Genomic DNA, 21,270 nt, shown 5'->3' on the forward strand with positions numbered 1-21,270 from the left:
AATATTTAACCCTCGAGCAGGGACCTGATTATTTTTAGAGAGGATGGGATCCTTTCCAGAAATAAGAACCTTCCCGGGATTTTTTACCTTTACCTATCTTATCTTTTTTCTTCTATTTTAGCAAGCTCTAAAACTCAAAAATATAAACCGTTTTCTTTATAGGAAGAAAGCAACACAAAAAAACGCCTCGAAAGGCGTTTGTATCATAGATCTATTTATAAGGATTGGTACAAATCATTGTATCGTTGACTAGCCGTATCCCATGAGAAGTCACGCGTCATAGCTTGCTCTTGGAGACCATACCAAGCCTGTTTGTCATTGTAGTAGACAGCCAAGGCTTCATCAACTGCCCAGTTAAACCAATAGCCAGACAAATTATTGAAACTAAAGCCTGTTCCACTTCCATCAACAGCATTATACGGTTGGACCGTATCTCGAAGTCCGCCGACTTCATGCACCAGAGGAAGGGTTCCATAACGCATGGCCATCATTTGAGAAAGGCCACATGGTTCAAAGCGGCTTGGCATCAAGAAGACATCCGACGCTGCATAGATTTCTTGGGCCAATTGGACATCAAATGTGATATTCGCTGAAAGTTTATCTGGGTAGGCTTGACCAAACCAAGCAAAGGCATTTTCAAATCCAGGGTCTCCTGTCCCCAGCAAAACAATCTGAATATCCTTTTGCAAGAGTTGATGCAACTCTTCTACCACCACATCAAAACCTTTTTGACGTGTCAAACGAGAGACGATCCCAAACAAAGGAACATCATCGCGAACAGGTAGACCAACACGTTCTTGAAGAGCTCGTTTGCTAGCTGCTTTACCTGAAAGATCTGAGAGACTGAAGTGATACGTCAAGAGTGGATCCGTTTCAGGATTATACAGATCTGCATCAATCCCGTTAACAATTCCGGTCACCTTGCCAGACTCCATCCGAAGGATCTGATCCAAGCCACAACCATATTCAGCAGTCATAATCTCATGCGCATAGCTAGGAGAAACCGTTGTTACACGGTCAGCATATAGAATGCCGGCTTTCATCCAGTTCAGGCAATCATTCCACCGAAGCGTTCCATCTGCATAGCGTTCAAATCCAACTCCGAATAGGTCCCACAACATTCCTGGGTCGAACTGACCTTGGAATTCCAAATTATGGATAGTCAATACTGTTTTAATTTCATGATAAGCTTGAATCCAACGGTATTTTTCCTTCAGCAAGAAAGGAATCATCGCCGTATGGTAATCATGGGCATGAAGAACATCTGGAATGAAGTCAACCCGTTCCATCGTTTCTAAAGCCGCGAGCTGGAAGAAGGCGAAGCGTTCTCCATCATCAAAGTCACCATAGACATGACCTCTAAAGAAATAATGTTGGTTATCAATAAAGTAAAAGGTGACTCCATCACGCACAATACGTTTCACACCAACATATTGACTTCTCCAGCCAACCTTGGTCTCAAAATGCAAAACATCTTCGATTTGATCTCCAAACTTAGTCTCTACCATATCATAGTAAGGGAGGATCACGCGCACATCATGACCACTTTTCGCTAAGGATTTAGGAAGAGCGCCAATAACGTCTCCCAATCCGCCTGTTTTAGAAAATGGTGCACCTTCAGCTGCAACAAATAATAGTTTCATTAGACAATATCCTCTGTAACAATCGTTCCTTTTTTAACCACGACAGGTGCTTCTTCTGTCCCACGAATCGTCACACCAGCAGCCACTTCGACACCCTTATCCAGGATGGCATATTCGACGATTGCATTTTCATGAATCACAACACCAGGGAAGAGAAGACTACTGCGGACTTCTGAACCTTCATGAAGGTGTACCCGCCGTGAAACAACGGAGCGTTCAACGGTTCCTTCTACAATACTACCCGAAGCAAATTGAGACGTTTTAATATGTGAAGTCTTGGAATAATACGTTGGTTCTTCATTCTTCACTTTCGTATACACCTTTTGGTTTGGTGAAAAGAGCTTCATGAATTTTTGGTTTTCCAACATATCCAAGTTTGCATGGTAGTAGGATTCAACTGAATGAATATTGGCTAGGTAACCTGTATATTCAAAAGCAAAAGCATTGTATTCCACCGCCAAATCACGCAAGATATAGCGCAATTTTTGTGGGTATTCTTTCTTGGCTTCTTCTTCAATTTTTTCAATCAACCAAGGAGTATCCACAATAAAGACATCTGTCGACATGTTGTAGACTTCGTCAGGATCCTTGCCATCGAAAAGTCTTTGCTCTGTAACATGGTCTGTTTCATCAATTTTCAAGACAGCATTGACTTCAGAGATATTTTGAAGATGCAACTTTTTGTAAACAACTGTAATCGGACGGTCAACGCTATTATGCAAGTGGAAAACTTGATTGAGGTCAATATTCATCAAAACATCACAGTTTAAAGCAACTGTTTGGTTGGAACCAGACCGTTTCAAATAGGTCAATAATTGTTGGTAGTATTCTGGCCCTACCGTTGTATTTTCAACTGGAGTATTATAGATTCCGAGGTAATAGTGGCTCAATAAAGTAGACAAGCCCCACTCACGACCTGAACGAATATGGTCAAAGACCGAACTAATATTTTCTTGTTGGAAAATCCCAAAAACACTACGAATACCAGCATTCGCAAGACTAGACAACGGGAAGTCAATCAAGCGGTATTTCCCATCAAACGGTAGGGAGGCTACCGGACGATGGCTGGTCAAAGTGGACATATCATGATACCCAACTGTATTTCCTAAAATGGCTGAATATTTATCAATCTTCATCTGTTGCTACCCCCACTTTTTCATTGTAACCGACAACTTGTACTTCCTCTGTTCCATCAATCACGACACCTTCTGCAATGATTGCACCTTCTCCGATAATCGCGCGTTTCACGACAGCTCCTTTACCGATAATGGCATTGCTCATCACGACAGCATCTTCAACAACTGCTCCTTCACGAACTTGAGCTTCTGTTGATAAGATGGAGTGTTTGACTGTACCGTCTACCGAACAACCGTCGACGACAAGAGAATCTTCGATGTGACCATGTTCTCCAAAGAAGTTTGGTGGTGAAATAAGGTTGCGTGAATAGATTTTCCAGTGACGATCGCGACTATCCAAGGCATTATTTGGATCGATATATTCCATATTGGCTTCCCAAAGAGACTCAATCGTACCAACGTCTTTCCAATAACCATTGAATTCATAAGCATAAACACTTTCGCCTGATTCTAGATACGTTGGAATGACATTTTTACCGAAGTCTGACATATCGATATCACTCTTTTCAGCAGCAACCAACATATTGCGCAGACGAGCCCAGTCAAAGATGTAAATCCCCATGGAAGCCTTAGTTGATTTTGGTTCAGCTGGTTTTTCTTCAAATTCGACAATCCGATTATTGGCATCTGTATTCATGATTCCAAAACGGCTTGCTTCCTTCAAAGGTACATCTAGGACTGCAACGGTCAAACTTGCGTTATTATCCTTGTGCGCTTGAAGCATGTCATCGTAATCCATCTTGTAAATGTGGTCCCCAGATAGAATCAAGACATATTCCGGATTGATGCTATCGATATAGTCGATGTTTTGAAGAATAGCATGGCTAGTTCCTTCAAACCAACGATTTCCTTCACTAGCTGAATAAGGTTGGAGAATAGACACACCCGTATTGATTCCATCTAAACCCCAGCTGGAACCATTCCCAATATGGCTGTTAAGGGCAAGTGGTTGATACTGTGTAATCACACCAACATTGTGAATTCCTGAGTTGGCACAGTTTGAGAGAGCAAAATCGATAATCCGATAGCGCCCACCAAATTGAACCGCAGGTTTCGCGATGTTTTTGGTTAATTTTCCAAGACGTGTTCCTTGCCCACCGGCAAGAATTAAAGCGAGCATTTCATTCTTCATTGACTACTTCCTCTTTTTAAAGCTTGGACTCCCTTAGAGTCAACCGATCATCATTTTTTATCTGATGTTTTAGATTTCGTTTTGCGAACCTTCCGTTTCACCTTCCAAATGCTAGCTCCTAAAGCCGGCAAAGTAAAGGTCAAAGTTTGTTCATAATCCTTCCACAGTCCATCTTGAGACTGAACTGTCGGATTGTGCTCTTTCCAGACACCTCCCCATTCTTCTAATTCTGTATTCCAAATTTCTTCATAGACCGCTGATATAGGCACACCAATCGTAAAGTCCTTGCGTTCTACTGGTGCCATATTAAAGACGCACACCAAAAGATCACCCTTACGATTTTTCCGGATCATAGACAAGACGCTCTGATCCCGGTTATCTGCATCAATAATCTCTAAGCCATCAAAGCTATCATCAATCTCCCACAATTCCTTGTGTTCTTTGTAAAAATGATTGAGCTGAGAAGTGAAACGACGCATCTTAGCATTCATTTCATCCTCTAGATTGCCCCATTCCAATTGCTCTTCTGACTTCCATTCCAAAAATTGACCAAATTCTGAACCCATAAAGAGTAATTTCTTACCTGGATGGCAAATCTGATAGGTCAAGAGGTTACGGAGTCCAGCAAATTGATTGTAACGATCTCCCCACATCTTATGCATCAAACTCTTCTTACCATGCACCACTTCATCATGTGAAAATGGTAGTAAGAAGTTTTCAGAAAATGCATACATGAAACTAAAGGTTACCAGGTTAAAGTCAAATTTCCGGTAGATGGGATCTTCTTCGTAGAATCGAAGGATATCATTCATCCACCCCATATTCCATTTATAGTCAAAGCCAAGTCCACCTTCTTCTTCAGGACCCGTGATCTTTTGACCAGCAGAACTTTCTTCTGCAATCATCATGACATCTGGGTGTTCGTTCTTGATAATCGCATTCAACCGTCTAAGGAAATGAACGCCTTCGTAGTTGAGGTTTCCACCATCAATATTTGGTGTCCATGGACCGCTATCGTAGTCAAGATAGAGCATATTGCTCACAGCATCGACCCGAATCCCATCTAAATGATAGGTATCAATCCAAAACTTCAAACTAGAAATCAAGAATGACTGGACTTGATTCTTCCCTAAATCGAAGTTCAAGGCTCCCCATCCGTAGTTATGAGCACGATGTTCATCCTGGTATTCAAAGGTTGGTGTTCCATCATAATAAGCCAAGGCATCATCATTGATAATGAAATGTCCTGGTACCCAATCCACGATCACTCCGATATTGTTGAGGTGGCATTCTTCCACGAAGTCTTGAAACTCTTCTGGGCTACCATAAGTCTGCTCGAGTGCAAAATATCCCATGAGCTGATAGCCCCAACTCAAGCCCAATGGATGGGCCATCACTGGCATAAATTCCACGTGGGTGTAGTTCATCTCCACCAAATATGGAATCAATTCTTCTTTTAGTTGTTTGAAGGTATAGGAACTGTGATCCTCATTACGTTTCCACGATCCTGCGTGAACCTCATAAATATTAACAGGTCGTTCCTTAAAACCAAGTTTTTTGCGGCGTGCTCTCCAGAGACCATCTTTCCAGTTTTTCTCTGGAATGGTCTTAATAATAGATCCTGTATTGGGTCTCTTTTCCATCCATAATGCTAGAGGATCGATTTTTTGCACCTGATGACCATTTTGTCGAGTCACCAAATACTTGTATATATCTCCCTCTTTTGCATCGGAACAGAAGACTTCCCAGACGCCTCCTTCATTACGAACCATTGGAATTTTACGAGCTTCCCAATCAGTGAAATCACCAATCAGATCCACCGCCTGAGCATTGGGAGCCCAAACACGGAAGGTAAAGCCTTCTTGTTCTCCCCTTGTTTCCTTGTGAGCTCCTAAGTACTCTTGAAGATGGAAATTATCCCCTCTTCCAAATGTCCATAAGTCTGTGCTTCTATCCATATACTCACCTCTTTGCTTTTTGAAAGCGTTTTCTATTTGGTATTATTCTACTATAAAATCACTTAATTTTCAAGTTGATTCCTGTAAAATCATGTAAAATTATCAGGAAAAGTTTTTCCATTTTCTTTCCCGAACCTTTTCGATCCTTCCTTGGTCATCCTCCTTATCTTACTTACGATTATACTATATATACGAGGAAAATCAAACAAAAACCGAACATTTAAATCACTATTTTTATTACTAACTAGTTTATTACGAATAAAATGAACATTTTTATGAACAATGTAAAAAAAGACTAAGACAGATTTGTCTTAGTCTTGTTGAATTCTTAGTCTACGTTCACGTATTCTTTTGAAAGTTCAAGAACTTCTTCCATTGTTGAACATTCAGTAAGAGCACGGTTAGCGTATTCTTGCATTTTAGCTGTGTCGAGTTTCTTCATCAAGCTACGTGTACGAAGGACAGATGTAGCTGACATAGAGAACTCATCCAAGCCCATTCCGACAAGAAGTGGAACAGCAGTTTGGTCACCGGCCATTTCACCACACATACCAGCCCATTTGCCTTCAGCGTGAGCCGCCTTGATCACGTTGTTGATCAAACGAAGGATAGATGGGTTATATGGTTGGTAAAGGTATGAAACTTGTTCGTTCATACGGTCAGCAGCCATTGTGTATTGGATCAAGTCGTTTGTACCAATTGAGAAGAAATCAACTTCCTTAGCAAATTGGTCCGCAAGCATCGCAGCAGCTGGGATTTCAATCATGATCCCTACTTGGATATCATCTGCCACAGCAACACCTTCAGCAAGCAATTTCGCTTTTTCTTCTTCAAGAATACCTTTAGCTGTACGGAACTCAGTCAACAAAGCAACCATTGGGAACATGATCCGCAATTTACCGTGGACAGATGCCCGAAGCAAGGCACGCAATTGTGTACGGAACATTTGATTACCAGTTTCAGAGATAGAAATACGCAAAGCACGGTAACCCAAGAATGGGTTCATTTCTTTAGGAAGATCGAAGTAAGGAAGTTCTTTATCCCCACCAATATCCATTGTACGAACGACAACAGGTTTACCGTTCATACCTTCAAGAACAGCTTTGTAGGCTTCGTATTGGTCATCTTCTGTTGGGAAGTCTTGAGAATCCATGTACAAGAATTCTGTACGATAGAGACCAACTGCCTCTGCACCATTATCGTTTACACCTTCAACGTCTTTAGGGGTACCGATGTTGGCAGCCAACTCGAAGTGTTTTCCATCAGCAGTCACTGTTTGAGCATCTTTAAGGAGAGCCCATTCAGCTTTTTGTTTGGCATAAGCTTCACCAGCTGCTTTGAAGGCTGCGATTTGTTCTTCAGTAGGGTTGATCACCACTTCACCAGTGATCCCTGAAACAGCCAAAACATCACCATCTTTGACAAGTTCTGTAATGTTATTTGTACCCAAAACAGCTGCGATTTCAAGTGTACGCGCCATGATAGCTGAGTGACTGGTACGTCCACCGATGTTAGTAACAAAGGCTTTTACGTACTTTTTGTTCAACTGAGCTGTATCAGATGGTGTCAAGTCATGCGCTACCACGATTGCTTCTTCATTGATAGAAGCAGGGTTTGGCAATTTCTTACCAAGCAAGTTGGCAAGGACACGTTTGGTAACGTCGCGAATGTCTGCTGCACGTTCTTGCATGTAAGGATTGTCTTCCATTCCTTCAAAGATTGCAATGAACATGTCAGTGACTTCTTTCAAGCCAGCCTCTGCATTGATTTTTTTCGTACGAATCGTTTCTTTGATCTGACCAATCATTTCAGGGTCAGCGAGAACCATCATATGCGCATCAAAAACTTGCGCTGCTTCTTCACCAAGGCTTGCTACTGCATTCTCCCGAATAAGAGAAAGCTCGTTTTGTGAAGCTTCAAGAGCTGCATCCAAACGAGCTTCTTCTGCACTTGTATCTTCGACTGAAACAGTCTCAAATGATAAGTCTGGTTGAATGAGCAAATATGCCTTAGCAACGGCAACACCGTCAGATGCTGCAATTCCTTTTAGCATTTTTGTCATATTTTTAAGCCAATCCTTCTTTAGTCATTGTTTCTGAAATAGCTGCGATTGCATCATCAGCGTCAGCACCTTCAGCAGAAATTACAACGTCAGCACCTTGACCAACACCAAGGCTCATAACACCCATGATTGATTTCAAGTTAACTGATTTACCTTTGTATTCAAGAGTGATGTCTGATGCAAATTTGCTAGCAGTTTGAACCAACAAAGTTGCTGGACGTGCGTGGATACCTGTTTCTGCCACGATGTGGAAATCTTTAGAAGCCATAATTGGACTCTCCTTTTAAAAAATAGTTTTTGAGTTACCTTTTGATAACCCTTACAATTTGGTATTATATCATCTTTTGAAATTTTTTTCAAGATTTTTATCACTGACTTACAGAAAAAGACTGCGAAAAATCCCAATTTAGATACATTCTAAGAAGTACCTGAAGAATGGAGAACAAATCTTTTCAATTTTCTACTATATTATAAGTAACATTTTCCTCCGCTTTCAAATAAAAAGAAGCAAGTGTACCACAGGATATTGATTCACAAAAAAATTATAACTAATTAAAGATGCTTTAAAGCCTATTCCTATCCCATTTCTTGGAATTTCTCAATTTCCGTTCACCACAATATATTGTGTTTTAAAAACCCCATTTCATATCTTTGCACAATATTTAGTTTTATTTTGTTGACAAGTTGCTGGATTTTGTTTATACTGTTTACAGATTTATATTTCGATAGGAGAACGAAAAAGAAATGGTAACCATTTATTCAAAAAATAATTGTGTTCAATGCAAAATGACCAAGCGATTCCTCGATAGCAATCATGTGGAATACCGCGAAATTAACTTAGATGAACAGCCAGAATTTGTAGAGCATGTTAAGAACCTTGGCTTCAATGCTGCTCCAGTTATTCAAACACCGGATGAAGTATTTTCTGGTTTTCAACCAGCTAAGTTGAAGAAACTTTCTTAATAAACACAGTATTTTGCTTAAATAGGGTCTAGCGTTAGCAACCTAACACTAGACTTTTTACTTGGAAAGAGAGGACTTCTCCTCTTCATTTTTTTGAACTAGAAAAGGATTATTATGGGATTAAAATCTCTTGAAGATGTGACGTATTTTCGTCTTAACAATGAAATCAACCGTCCAGTAAACGGCCAAATCATGCTTCATAAAGATAAAGAAGCTTTGGATGCGTTCTTTAAAGAAAATGTTGTACCAAATACTAGAACCTTTGACTCGATTACAGACAAGATTCAGTACCTTCTCGAGCACAATTACATTGAGAGAGCTTTTATCGAGAAATACCGTCCTGAATTTTTAGAGGAATTGGCCCAATTTATCAAAGATCAAAACTTCCAATTCAAGTCCTTCATGGCGGCCTACAAATTCTATAACCAATACGCTTTGAAAACAAATGATGGAGAATACTATCTTGAAAGCATGGAAGACCGTGTCTTTTTCAATGCTCTCTATTTTGCTGATGGAAATGAAGCTATCGCGCGAGACATCGCAAACGAAATTATCCACCAACGCTACCAACCAGCTACTCCTTCTTTCTTAAACGCTGGACGTGCCCGCCGTGGGGAATTGGTATCATGTTTCTTGATCCAAGTAACCGATGATATGAATGCGATCGGACGTTCCATCAACTCTGCCCTTCAACTGTCTCGTATCGGTGGTGGGGTTGGGATTTCTCTCAGCAACCTTCGTGAAGCTGGAGCACCAATCAAAGGGTATGAAGGAGCCGCTTCTGGAGTGGTTCCAGTTATGAAACTCTTCGAAGATAGCTTCTCTTACTCTAACCAATTGGGACAACGCCAAGGGGCTGGGGTGGTTTACCTCAACGTCTTCCACCCAGACATCATCGCCTTCCTTTCAACTAAGAAAGAAAATGCTGATGAAAAAGTTCGGGTGAAGACTCTCTCACTTGGGGTCGTCGTGCCAGACAAGTTCTACGAGTTGGCGCGTAAGAATGAAGAAATGTACCTCTTCAGCCCATACTCTGTAGAACGTGAATACGGAGTACCATTTAACTACATCGACATCACTGAAAAATACGATGAGTTGGTTGCTAATCCAAACATCCGCAAGACAAAAATTAAGGCGCGTGATTTGGAAACTGAAATTTCTAAATTGCAACAAGAATCTGGTTACCCATATGTAGTTAACATCGATACTGCTAACCGTGCAAACCCTGTTGATGGCAAGATCATCATGAGTAACTTGTGTTCAGAGATCCTCCAGGTTCAAGAGCCAAGCTTGATCAACGATGCTCAAGAATTCATTAAAATGGGGACAGACGTCTCATGTAACCTTGGTTCAACCAACGTAGTCAACATGATGACCTCACCTGACTTTGGTCGTTCGATTCGTGCCATGGTTCGTGCTTTGACCTTCGTCACAGATAGCTCCCACATTGTAGCTGTTCCTACAATCGACCACGGAAACAGCCAAGCGCATACCTTTGGTCTTGGAGCCATGGGACTTCACAGCTACCTTGCCCAACAATTGATCGAATACGGATCACCTGAGTCTGTCGAGTTCACCAGCATCTACTTCATGCTCATGAACTACTGGACCCTAGTAGAATCAAATAACATTGCGCGTGAACGGGGTATTACCTTCCACAACTTTGAAAAATCAGACTACGCCAACGGTAGCTACTTTGATAAGTACACAACCGGAGAATTTGTACCAAAATCTGATCGCGTCAAAGAACTCTTTAAAGATATCTTTATCCCAAGTGCTGAGGATTGGGCAGAACTGCGTGCTAAAGTTCAAGCAGATGGTCTTTACCACCAAAACCGCTTGGCTGTGGCACCAAATGGATCTATCAGCTACATCAATGACGTATCTGCTTCTATCCACCCAATTACACAACGGATTGAAGAACGTCAAGAGAAGAAAATCGGTAAGATCTACTATCCTGCAGCAGGATTGTCAACGGAAACCATCCCTTACTACACTTCTGCCTACGACATGGATATGCGCAAAGTCATCGATGTCTATGCGGCTGCAACTGAGCACGTAGACCAAGGACTTTCACTGACTCTCTTTATGCGTAGCGATATTCCAAAGGGTCTTTACGAATGGAAAACTGAAAACAAACAAACCACTCGTGACTTGTCTATCCTTCGGAACTACGCCTTTAACAAGGGTATCAAGTCTATCTACTACGTCCGTACCTTTACAGATGATGGTGGAGAAGTTGGCGCCAACCAATGTGAAAGCTGTGTCATCTAATCCGCTATCCTAGATAGCTATCAAAAGTCGGTTCGCCGACTTTTTGTGCGGTATTCTATCAATTTATGGTAGAATAGTAACGATTGAATGAATAGAAAAAGAAAGTGATGCAAATGGAAACATATTACAAAGCCATTAACTGGAATGCGATCGAAGATGTCATCGATAAATCGACCTGGGAAAAACTGACAGAGCAATTCTGGTTGGATACACGTATCCCTTTGTCAAACGACTTGGATGACTGGAGAAAGTTGTCGAATAAAGAAAAAGACCTAGTTGGTAAAGTCTTTGGGGGATTGACCCTTCTAGATACCATGCAATCTGAAACAGGTGTTCAGGCTCTTCGTGCGGATATTCGTACTCCCCATGAAGAAGCTGTCTTTAACAACATCCAATTTATGGAATCTGTCCATGCTAAGTCATACTCTTCTATCTTTTCTACTTTGAATACTAAGTCAGAAATCGAAGAGATTTTCGAATGGACCAACACCAATCCTTTCCTTCAAAAGAAGGCAGAAATCATCAACGAAATCTATCTCAATGGGACCCCTCTTGAAAAGAAAGTCGCCAGCGTTTTCCTTGAAACCTTCCTCTTCTACTCTGGTTTCTTCACACCTCTCTACTATCTTGGAAACAACAAATTAGCCAACGTAGCTGAGATCATCAAGTTGATCATTCGGGACGAATCAGTTCACGGAACCTATATCGGCTACAAGTTCCAACTTGGATTTAACGAATTACCAGAAGACGAACAAGAGAAACTCAAAGAATGGATGTATGATCTTCTCTACACCCTCTATGAGAATGAAGAAGGCTACACAGAGAGCCTCTATGATGGTGTTGGCTGGACTGAGGAAGTCAAGACCTTCCTTCGCTACAACGCTAATAAAGCCCTCATGAACTTGGGACAAGATCCGCTCTTCCCAGACTCAGCAGATGACGTTAACCCAATCGTCATGAACGGAATCTCAACCGGTACCTCTAACCACGACTTCTTCTCTCAAGTCGGAAATGGTTACCTTCTCGGTGAAGTAGAAGCCATGCAGGATGACGATTACAATTACGGACTATAAGAAGAAAAACCTTTCCGTTTGGAAAGGTTTTTAAATGTAGACAACCTATTGTTTTACATAAAACAGATAGATGATTTTCAAAAAATGACTTTTATTTTTTAAAGATTAAAAACTTTCCGCCGTGAGAAAAGTGTCTGAGACATAGTAGTCTCAGACACTCGGAATTCTTGAGACCTTAGTCTCAAGAATTAGCCATGGAACTTCGTAGAAGTTCGCTGACGTCCGTACTCACCTAAGGAAAGTTTTTCAGAAGACTTTATCTTCAATCTGAAACCTTTCCAGACGGAAAGGTTTTTTTGTTGCAATCTTTTTCTAATTGGATCTGCTTCTTTTTTGAAAAAAGAGGTTGAACAAACATCCAACCTCTTCGATAATTACAATTTACCTGCTACAGCATCCAACAATTCTTGGATCTTGGCTTGGTTGCTTCCTCCTGCCATGGCCATGTCTGGTTTACCACCACCACGTCCATCGACGATTGGAGCCAATTCTTTGATCACATTACCTGCATGTACATCTTTTGTCTTGCTGGCTACAAGGACATTGACCTTGTCACCGATGGCTGCGACAAGAACAAGCACATCAGAGTAATCTTTTTGTTTCCAGTTATCCGCAAAGGTACGAAGAGCACCTGCGTCTGAAACAGAAACTTGGCTGGCAATGTAACGATGGCCGTTTGCTTCTTGAACATTCTTGAAGACATCGCCTGCTGCAGCTGCTGCCGCTTTTTCCTTCAATTCTGCATTTTCTTTTTGCAATTGACGGAGTTGCTCTTGAAGACCTTCCACCTTGTGAGGGACTTCCTTAAGTTGAGGTGTTTTCAAGGTTGCTGCGACTGCTTTCAGAGCATCTTCTTGTTCACGATAAGCTTCAAAGGCTTCCTTACCAGTTACTGCCAAGATACGACGAGTTCCTGATCCGATCCCTTCTTCTTTGACAATCTTGAAGAGACCAATTTCAGAAGTATTGCCTACGTGGGTACCACCACAGAGCTCAACAGAGTAATCACCGATAGTGACAACACGGACTTCTTTACCGTATTTTTCACCAAAGAGGGCCATAGCTCCCATTTCTTTGGCTGTGTCGATGTCTGTTTCAACAGTTTCCACTGCGATGGCTTCCCAAATCTTCTCATTAACTTGCTGTTCAATAGCGCGCAATTCTTCAGGAGTTACGGCTTGGAAGTGGGTAAAGTCAAAGCGAAGGAATTCCACTTCATTCAGAGATCCTGCTTGAGTGGCATGGTGGCCAAGAATATTGTGAAGAGCTGCATGAAGCAAGTGAGTGGCTGTGTGGTTCTTCATGACACGATGACGACGGTTGGTATCGATAGCCAAAGTGTATTCTTGGTTCAAAGCAAGTGGCGCAAGAACTTCAACGGTATGAAGTGGTTGGCCATTTGGTGCCTTTTGTACATCTGTTACAGTAGCTACGACATTTCCTGCTACATCCAAGATTTGACCATGGTCCGCAACTTGTCCACCCATTTCAGCGTAGAATGGTGTTTCTGTAAAGATTAGTGATGCAGTTCCTTCTGAAACAGCTTCTACTTCAGCATTGTCAGCTACGATAGCCACCAACTTAGAAGGCAATTGGCTAGCGTTGTAGTTGAAGACACTCTCAACTGTGATGTTTTGAAGGGTTTCATTTTGCATCCCCATGGATCCACCTTTGACAGCAGATGCACGCGCACGTTCTTGTTGTTCCTTCATAGCTGCTTCAAAACCGTCACGATCGACTGTCATTCCAGCTTCTTCAGCGATTTCTTCTGTCAATTCTACTGGGAATCCGTATGTATCATAAAGTTTAAAGACATCTTGACCAGCAATCACTGTTTGACCTTTGGCTTTCAAGTCTTCAACAATGGTTTGGGCAAAGTGTTGACCAGAGTTCAAGGTACGAGCAAATGATTCTTCTTCACTCTTGATGATTTTTTCGATAAATTCTTGTTTTTCAAGTACTTCTGGGTAGTAGCTTTCCATGATCTTCCCAACAGTTGGAACCAATTTATACAAGAAGGTTCCTTCAATCCCCAATTTTTGACCATGCATAGAAGCACGACGGAGGAGACGACGAAGAACGTAACCGCGTCCTTCATTACCTGGAAGAGCCCCATCTCCAATCGCAAATGAAAGCGAACGGATGTGGTCAGCAATCACCTTGAAGCTCATGTTATCGCCATCTGGATCATAGGTTTTACCAGACATCTTTTCAACTTCACGGATGATCGGCATGAAGAGGTCTGTTTCAAAGTTAGTCTTGGCCCCTTGGATAACGGCTACCAAACGTTCCAAACCTGCACCCGTATCAATGTTCTTGTGTGGCAATTCCTTGTACTCACTACGAGGAACAGCAGGGTCAGCGTTAAATTGTGACAAAACAATGTTCCAGATTTCGATGTAACGGTCGTTTTCGATATCTTCTGCAAGCAGACGAAGACCGATATTTTCAGGGTCAAAGGCTTCTCCACGGTCAAAGAAGATTTCTGTATCTGGTCCAGAAGGCCCCGCACCGATTTCCCAGAAGTTGTCTTCGATTGGGATCAAGTGACTTGGATCCACACCAACAGCGATCCAACGGTTGTATGAATCCTTGTCGTCAGGATAATAGGTCATGTAAAGTTTGTCTTTGGGGAAGTCAAACCATTCCGGACTTGTCAAAAGTTCATAAGCCCAGGTAATGGCTTCATCACGGAAGTAATCTCCGATAGAGAAGTTCCCCAACATTTCAAACATGGTATGGTGACGAGCAGTCTTCCCTACGTTTTCGATATCGTTGGTACGGATGGCTTTTTGAGCATTAGTAATCCGTGGATTTTCAGGTTTGATGGTTCCATCAAAGTATTTCTTAAGAGTGGCAACCCCTGAATTGATCCACAAAAGGGTTGGGTCATTTACAGGAACCAAGCTAACAGATGGTTCTACAGAGTGGCCTTTGCTTGCCCAGAAATCAAGCCACATTTGACGGACTTGTGCACTAGATAATTGTTTCATATTTGTCTCCTAATTTTTTTAAGATTAATTTGCGCTAGCTTCTAACATTTCGACATAATCGATGGCGACACAAAGTGAGATGACTAAATCAGCGTATTCATCCTCATAGACCGATACTTGGTAGGTAGAGGTTAGATGAAAGAGTTCCTTGCTAATCTCAGCGACGATTTGATCCCGATCATCGAATAATTTGAATTCTAGGTCCCAGATATTTCCTTGTACCCGAAGTCCCAAATCTTCGATATCGTACTTATCCCTGAAGAGCGTCAGCTTTTTATGGATAAAAAAGCGGTCCCCATCCTTCAACTCAACCACAAACTTGGGAAGAAAGCTGATTGTTTTTTTAGTAATGTGGCTCACTTCTTGTCCATTCTGATCATAGATGGTAAAAGTCTTGGGAATCTTAAGAAAAGATCCCTCAACCTGGTATTCAACATTTCCCAACTCATCTTTGATATCGAACCGCTCGCCACCCAATCGAAATTTTTGTTTCACTTGATAGGTTCGCATCTTTTGATCTCCTTTAAAAAGCTCCAGACAACTGCCCATAAACAAAAGACAAGCCACTAAACGAAGGGCGAAAAACCGCGGTACCACCTTCATTCAATGAACTTGTCATTCTTCATTTTATATGCAATTGTCTCAGCCGAGTAGCAAAATCATTTCTCTTCTATGGCTCGCACCCCCGCCACTTCTCTGATTCCGAGTAACAATGATTTATTCTCAACTATTTCATTATACAAGTTCCAAAAGGAACCGTCAACTATTTTTTAGATGATGAGCTGCTACCGCTTGTTTCAACACCAATATTTTGCAAATATTGGTTGAATGTTGATTTGAAGGCATCATCCTTGACCTTGATATTGGCATTGGTCATCGCTTTTGCAATAATGCTACGGATGTAGTTAGTATCTTGCTTACGACTGTCAACAATGATCTCTTTCAAACGTTTTTCGTATTTCTTCCAGTCAGAACCTTTTTCTGTCTTCTTATTCAATTTGACAATATAGTAGCTAGCAGAATAGTTTTGACCTGCTGAAACTGTGATCACATCTGAAATCCCATTTTCATCCAACTTAAAGGCAGCTTCTTTGACTTGAGATGGGATATTTGTTGTTCCTGAATCGAACTTAACTTCGCCACCTTTGTCTTTTGTAGCAGTATCTGTCGAATTGTCTTTGGCGATTTGGGCAAAGTCTGCACCTTCCGCTTTAGCTGCTTCCAACACTTCTTTTGCTTTGTCTTCTGAATCTAACTTGATAATTTGTGCTGTTACTTCTGGTGTGTAAGATTCAAAAGCCGCCTTGTAGTCAGACTCTTTGATATCTTTCTTAGCCGCTTGGTTGACTGCATATTCCAACAACATATTGCTACGGATTTGTTTCTTCGCTGTTTCTTCCGTCAAGCCTTGTTGCGCCAAGTATGCATCGAATTGTTTGCCTAATTGTTTCTTTTGTTTAGCCAATTCTTTATCGACTTCTTTATCAGAAACCTTTGATCCATATTCTTTTTCAAAGACTTTATTGATGGTCATTTGGAAAAGAACTTGTTGAGCACCTTGGTTGGTTTTGATTTCATCATAGAAATCAGAAACTGTAATCGTGTCCCCTTTCATGGTCACGATATCTTTGTTTGTGCCATTGGCACACGCTGCTAGTGTTACGACTGATAGCAAGGTCACAGCACCTGCTACAAGTTTTTTCTTCATGAAAATTATTCTCCGTTCCTTTTTAAACTTCTTCTATTTTACCACAAATTAGAGAGAATACCTTAAATTTACCTAAAAAGAGCTAGGATCTGGCAAGGTTACCGTCTCTGCATTTTTCCGAATCATTAAAATACCATCTCCAAGTGGCACCAAACTAGCGGTCAAATCTGGATGATTGAGAGTCGCATGAAAGAGGTTCTGAAGCCCCCGGTAAATGGTTCGTTGCCCACGACGCACTTCCATGATGTCCTTGGCAACATCTCCCCCTTGGAAAATATCATCCAGTACCACGACTCCTCCAACCTCTAAGAGCTCGAGAATTCGTGGTAAAAAGACGATGTACTTAGACTTAGCAGAGTCCATAAAGACAAAGTCATAGGTCTCTGTTAAATCCTGCAATACATCTACTGCATCTCCTTCAAGTAAGGTGATTTGCTTTCTCTGATCGTATTTAGCCAGATTTTCCTTAGCAAAGCCAATCATCTCTTCATTCCGATCAATAGTGGTAATTTGTGCATCGGGAGCATTTTCAGCCATTAAGAGCGCTGAAAACCCAATTGCCGTCCCAATTTCAAGGATTTTCTTTGGTTGTAGGGCTTGCAGGAGTAGTCTAAAGTAAGCTACCGTTTCATGCGGAATAATCGGAATATTTTCCTTGCGGGCGAATGCTTCTAACTCCTCCAAGGCACCTGCTACCGGTTTTTGACGCGTGCGCATAAAGTCAACGATCTCGTCTTTAACCACTGGCCGGCGCATATTGTGGTTGGCATTTTTACTATAAGACTCTACCATCTTATGCGAGTCCTAATTTTTCTACTAGGGCTTCAAATTCATTCAACCGACGTTCAAAGACCGCAAAGGCTGCGTCCAAGTAGTCTTCTTTTTCCATATCCACACCTGCTTTGCGGATAACATTGAGTGGATAGTCAGAATTTCCAGCCTTCAAGTAGTCGATATATTTATCACGATCTTCTTGTGTTCCATGAACAATTTTTTCAGCTAAGGCCGAAGCTGCTGCAAAACCTGTTGAATATTGGAAGACATAGTAGTTATAGTAGAAGTGAGGAATCCGAGCCCATTCATATTGGATCTCAGGGTTGTCTTCTTTTGAAAGACCATAGTATTTTTCATTGAGCTCTGCATAGAGGTTGTTTAAGAACTCACTAGTCAAAACAGTACCTTCTTGGTCTGCTTTATGGATAGCATGCTCAAATTCAGCAAACTGCGTTTGACGGAAGACAGTTCCACGGAAGCCATCCAAGAAGTGATTCAAAATCGCAAAGCGAGTTGCATCGTCTTCTACTTCTTCTAACAGACGTTCGGTCAAGATATTTTCATTGGTTGTAGATGCGATTTCAGCAAGGAAGATGGAATAGTCCCCATAGACATAAGGTTGGGTTTCACGGGTATAACTAGAATGCATACTGTGACCAGTTTCATGCACCAAGGTGAAGAGATTGTCCAATGTATCTTGCCAGTTCAACAACATGAAGGCATTGGTATCATAAGAACCACCTGAATAAGCACCCGAGCGTTTTCCTTGGTTGACATGCACATCAATCCACCGTTCGCTGAAGGCTCGTTTTACACGAGAAAGGTAGTCCTCACCCAAAACAGCCAAGACTTCTTCTGCTTTGGCCAATGATTCTTCATAGGTAAACTTGTAGTCTGTATCGGATAATGGCGTATACATATCGTACATCTTCAAGTCTGAGATTCCTAGAATTTTTGAACGCAATTGCACATAGCGTTGCAAGAGTGGCAAATGTTTGTTCACCGCTGCTACCAAGCTATCATAAACACTTTCTGGTACAAAGTTTTCAGAAAGGGCCGCTTCACGGGCAGATGAGAATTTGCGAACTTTGGCATTGAAGTTGTGAACTTTCACATTGGTTTGTAAGGTTTTAGCATAGGTATGTTGGTACTGTTCATAAACCTTGTAGAGACCTTCGTAAGCTTCTTTACGAACGGCACGATCTTTTGATTCTACTAATGAAATATAGTTCCCATGGGTTAATTGAACTTCTTCGCCTTTGTCATCATGTACAGTTGGGAAAACAATATCTGCATTGTCCAAGATTTCAAAAGTTTCTCCACCAGCCGCAAAGATCTCACCAGCTCCTGCAAGTAATTCCTCTTCTTTTTGAGACAAGACATGTTCTTTTTTCTCAAGCAAACGATCAAAATAATGACCATATTGCTCCAAGTCTGGAACCTCACTCACAAAGGCTTTGTACTGCTCATCCGTAATGGCCATGAATTCAGGCTCATAGAAGGCAAAGGTTTCGCCTAACAAGCTATAAAGAGACATCCCTTTTGATTGGTACTCTTGGTATTTAGCCACACGTGTATCTTGGTCATTTTTCATATGAGCATAGACGTAGACCTTTTCCAAACGACGGCTCAATTCCAAATATGCATTGGTTGTATCCAAAAGTGTTTGCGCTGAATCCAATAAATGACCAGCATAGTGGCTTGCTGCTTTAATATCTGCAGCTAAGCTAGCTGCTGCTTCTTCCCAAGCTTGATCTGTCGCAAAAATTGTCGACAAATCCCATTGGTATTTTTCATCAATTTCATTACGTTGTTTTACCATTTCGATTAATCCTCCAATGGTACTATTTTAGCATAAAAATGAACATTTCGGGAGGATTTCTATCTTAGAAAGTTAGCTTTTCTGTTGAGCATAAAAACGTGGGGGATAGAGGATCTGAACAGGTTGGATCCCTTGCGACTGATAATAGGTCATAAACTGCTGGTAGTAATCTTCTACATCCTCTTCAATTTGAAGCAAGTTCTGTGAAAGGATCGGACGACAAAGAGGATAAAAGAAATCTAGCTCCAGTTCCATCAGATGGTGTCCCTGTAAATAGAGTTCTTCCTGAAGCTTCAGCCACTTTGGGTGACGATAAAAGAGTTGCTGCTGTATATAGGTTAAAAATGTACGATCGAGCTCGACTGCCATTTGCCGCATGGGTTGCGAAAGATAAGGAATCCGTAAAACTTCTAGTAAGGACCTTTGACCAAAAGGGAAAATTTCTGTTTGATAATGCAATCGCCCTCTCAAATCCTCATGGATGAGGTATTGCAGACGTAGCTCTTTCTTTGTCAAATCCAATTCCCAAAGATGGAACCCTCGATTCTGACTAAAATAAAGAAAGCCAGCCTGTAGCTTTGTTAGTCTTTCCTTGAGCCACAACTTTTTACCAAGTAACCAATAGACCTGGTAACCGTTGGCTCTATACGCATCGCTTCTCTCCTTCAAGCGTTCTAAAGATAGGGGGCTGCACTGCACTTCCAAAGCTAAATTCTTGTCTACTACCAAAAGATCAGCAATTTGTTGAAAATCTGCTAAATAACTTTCTACTTCTGTATGAGACTCCTTAGAGGCCCAATCATAAAGACTGGCTTTCAATTCCAGATGTTCAAAACTCTCAGCTTCGTGATGGTAGGGACAATGCTGTAATTTTACATGAGCAAAATGAGCCCGTAGAACCGAGCCATTTTTTAGACGCACTGGACTATGACAAGCTAAGCAATAGAAGGGACCTTCTGTCACAGCTGGGATCTCTTCCATACAGTTCCACCGCTTTTGATTGTTATCCATAGCAATAAACATAGGCCCACCTCCTCATCTATATCATTCGAAAAAAAATAGGAAAAAGGCTGGAAATTCCAACCTTTTCTTCTTTTTATTCTTCAGAATCTGAATCTGAATCATCACTGTCGTCATCTGCAACAGGAGATTTACTCAATTCTTTCTGCATATCTTTCATTTCTTTACGAGTACTTTCCAACTCTTCACGAGCATCTTTCAAGATTTCGATCAAAGCTTCACGGTCTTCTTTAGGAACGACTGTGCTATCTGAACCGATGCTTTCCAAGCCTTCATTAAAGATATCTTTTTGGTTTTCTAATCCTTGCTTTAAGGTACTAATCATTGCATCGTATTGTTCTTTCGCAGAACCTGTCACAGAAGTACCTGCTTCTTCAGTAAGTGAAACAGATTGATCCATTAATTTTGCAAACAACTTTTTGAAGTCTCCAACTGTTTTAGCCTTGCTGATTTCAGCGTCTGTTAAGAGGCTAGAAGATGAAGTCTCTTCTGAATCTGTTGAAGTATCCTTGCTTTTTGAAGTGTTGGCAGATTTGCTCGTCACTTTAGTAGTTGATTGACTATTTGAAGTTTCCTTCTTTGTGTCTTGTTTGTTTGAACAAGCAGCTAGGGAAACAATCGTCAAAAGAGCAGCTGTCGATAAGATCATTTTTTTCATAAAATGGTCTCCTTTATATTTATTTTACCTCATTCTACCATCGAATACTTTGAC

Annotated in this window: 16 protein-coding genes; 3 read left to right on the top strand and 13 right to left on the bottom strand. The window is 41.3% G+C overall.

The window, feature by feature from the left end:
- Window positions 1-215: 215 nt before the first annotated feature.
- The 6 genes from glgA to LIZ08_RS01425 form a co-directional block, all read right to left on the bottom strand.
- Window positions 216-1,643, bottom strand: a complete 1,428-nt coding sequence (glgA, locus tag LIZ08_RS01400) for a glycogen synthase GlgA (protein WP_070589437.1) — start codon at window positions 1,641-1,643, stop codon at window positions 216-218.
- A complete protein-coding gene (glgD, locus tag LIZ08_RS01405) occupies window positions 1,643-2,779 on the bottom strand; it encodes a glucose-1-phosphate adenylyltransferase subunit GlgD (protein ID WP_227038117.1) in 1,137 nt (378 codons plus the stop codon). Before glgD ends, glgA begins: the two co-directional genes overlap by 1 nt.
- The gene (locus tag LIZ08_RS01410; RefSeq protein WP_003002477.1) at window positions 2,769-3,911 is read right to left on the bottom strand and encodes a glucose-1-phosphate adenylyltransferase; all 1,143 of its coding nucleotides are present in this window, start codon (window positions 3,909-3,911) and stop codon (window positions 2,769-2,771) included. The genes glgD and LIZ08_RS01410 overlap by 11 nt, the downstream gene beginning before the upstream one ends.
- 50 nt (window positions 3,912-3,961) lie before the next feature.
- A complete protein-coding gene (gene glgB / locus LIZ08_RS01415) occupies window positions 3,962-5,869 on the bottom strand; it encodes a 1,4-alpha-glucan branching protein GlgB (RefSeq protein WP_049506438.1) in 1,908 nt (635 codons plus the stop codon).
- Between the two features lie 328 nt (window positions 5,870-6,197).
- Complete coding sequence (ptsP, locus tag LIZ08_RS01420; protein ID WP_049474827.1) at window positions 6,198-7,931, bottom strand: phosphoenolpyruvate--protein phosphotransferase; 1,734 nt, start codon at window positions 7,929-7,931, stop codon at window positions 6,198-6,200.
- Window positions 7,932-7,935: 4 nt separating this feature from the next.
- Window positions 7,936-8,199, bottom strand: coding sequence for a phosphocarrier protein HPr (locus LIZ08_RS01425; RefSeq protein ID WP_003006411.1), 264 nt, complete (start codon window positions 8,197-8,199; stop codon window positions 7,936-7,938).
- A 476-nt stretch (window positions 8,200-8,675) separates the two neighbouring features.
- On the opposite strand from LIZ08_RS01425, the gene nrdH reads away from it, so the two are divergent.
- The 3 genes from nrdH to nrdF all read left to right on the top strand — a co-directional run bounded on the left by nrdH (window position 8,676) and on the right by nrdF (window position 12,241).
- Window positions 8,676-8,894: a glutaredoxin-like protein NrdH gene (gene nrdH / locus LIZ08_RS01430; protein ID WP_003006408.1), complete on the top strand. Its 219-nt coding sequence runs from the start codon at window positions 8,676-8,678 to the stop codon at window positions 8,892-8,894.
- Window positions 8,895-9,008: 114 nt separating this feature from the next.
- A complete protein-coding gene (gene nrdE / locus LIZ08_RS01435; RefSeq protein ID WP_227038118.1) occupies window positions 9,009-11,168 on the top strand; it encodes a class 1b ribonucleoside-diphosphate reductase subunit alpha in 2,160 nt (719 codons plus the stop codon).
- A 113-nt stretch (window positions 11,169-11,281) separates the two neighbouring features.
- On the top strand, window positions 11,282-12,241 hold the full coding sequence (gene nrdF, locus LIZ08_RS01440; protein ID WP_037608336.1) for a class 1b ribonucleoside-diphosphate reductase subunit beta: 960 nt from the start codon (window positions 11,282-11,284) through the stop codon (window positions 12,239-12,241).
- Between the two features lie 374 nt (window positions 12,242-12,615).
- On the opposite strand, the gene alaS is transcribed toward nrdF, so the two are convergent.
- The 7 genes from alaS to LIZ08_RS01475 all read right to left on the bottom strand — a co-directional run bounded on the left by alaS (window position 12,616) and on the right by LIZ08_RS01475 (window position 21,216).
- The gene (alaS, locus tag LIZ08_RS01445; RefSeq protein WP_227038119.1) at window positions 12,616-15,234 is read right to left on the bottom strand and encodes an alanine--tRNA ligase; all 2,619 of its coding nucleotides are present in this window, start codon (window positions 15,232-15,234) and stop codon (window positions 12,616-12,618) included.
- Window positions 15,235-15,258: 24 nt separating this feature from the next.
- Window positions 15,259-15,744 carry an LURP-one-related/scramblase family protein gene (locus tag LIZ08_RS01450; protein ID WP_223344757.1) on the bottom strand — a complete coding sequence of 162 codons (486 nt, stop codon included), beginning with the start codon at window positions 15,742-15,744 and terminating at the stop codon, window positions 15,259-15,261.
- A gap of 253 nt (window positions 15,745-15,997) precedes the next feature.
- Window positions 15,998-16,942, bottom strand: a complete 945-nt coding sequence (gene prsA, locus LIZ08_RS01455; RefSeq protein WP_227038120.1) for a peptidylprolyl isomerase PrsA — start codon at window positions 16,940-16,942, stop codon at window positions 15,998-16,000.
- A gap of 72 nt (window positions 16,943-17,014) precedes the next feature.
- Window positions 17,015-17,734 carry an O-methyltransferase gene (locus LIZ08_RS01460; protein WP_003006390.1) on the bottom strand — a complete coding sequence of 240 codons (720 nt, stop codon included), beginning with the start codon at window positions 17,732-17,734 and terminating at the stop codon, window positions 17,015-17,017.
- Between the two features lies 1 nt (window position 17,735).
- The gene (pepF, locus tag LIZ08_RS01465; protein ID WP_227038121.1) at window positions 17,736-19,538 is read right to left on the bottom strand and encodes an oligoendopeptidase F; all 1,803 of its coding nucleotides are present in this window, start codon (window positions 19,536-19,538) and stop codon (window positions 17,736-17,738) included.
- Between the two features lie 72 nt (window positions 19,539-19,610).
- Window positions 19,611-20,561 carry a competence protein CoiA family protein gene (locus LIZ08_RS01470; protein ID WP_227038122.1) on the bottom strand — a complete coding sequence of 317 codons (951 nt, stop codon included), beginning with the start codon at window positions 20,559-20,561 and terminating at the stop codon, window positions 19,611-19,613.
- Between the two features lie 73 nt (window positions 20,562-20,634).
- Window positions 20,635-21,216 (bottom strand): hypothetical protein, encoded by a 582-nt coding sequence (locus LIZ08_RS01475; protein WP_227038123.1) that lies wholly within the window; start codon window positions 21,214-21,216, stop codon window positions 20,635-20,637.
- Window positions 21,217-21,270: the final 54 nt, after the last annotated feature.

The sequence above is a fragment of the Streptococcus sp. 210928-DFI.4.42 genome (genome assembly GCF_020554365.1).
GTDB lineage: Bacteria > Bacillota > Bacilli > Lactobacillales > Streptococcaceae > Streptococcus > Streptococcus parasanguinis_S.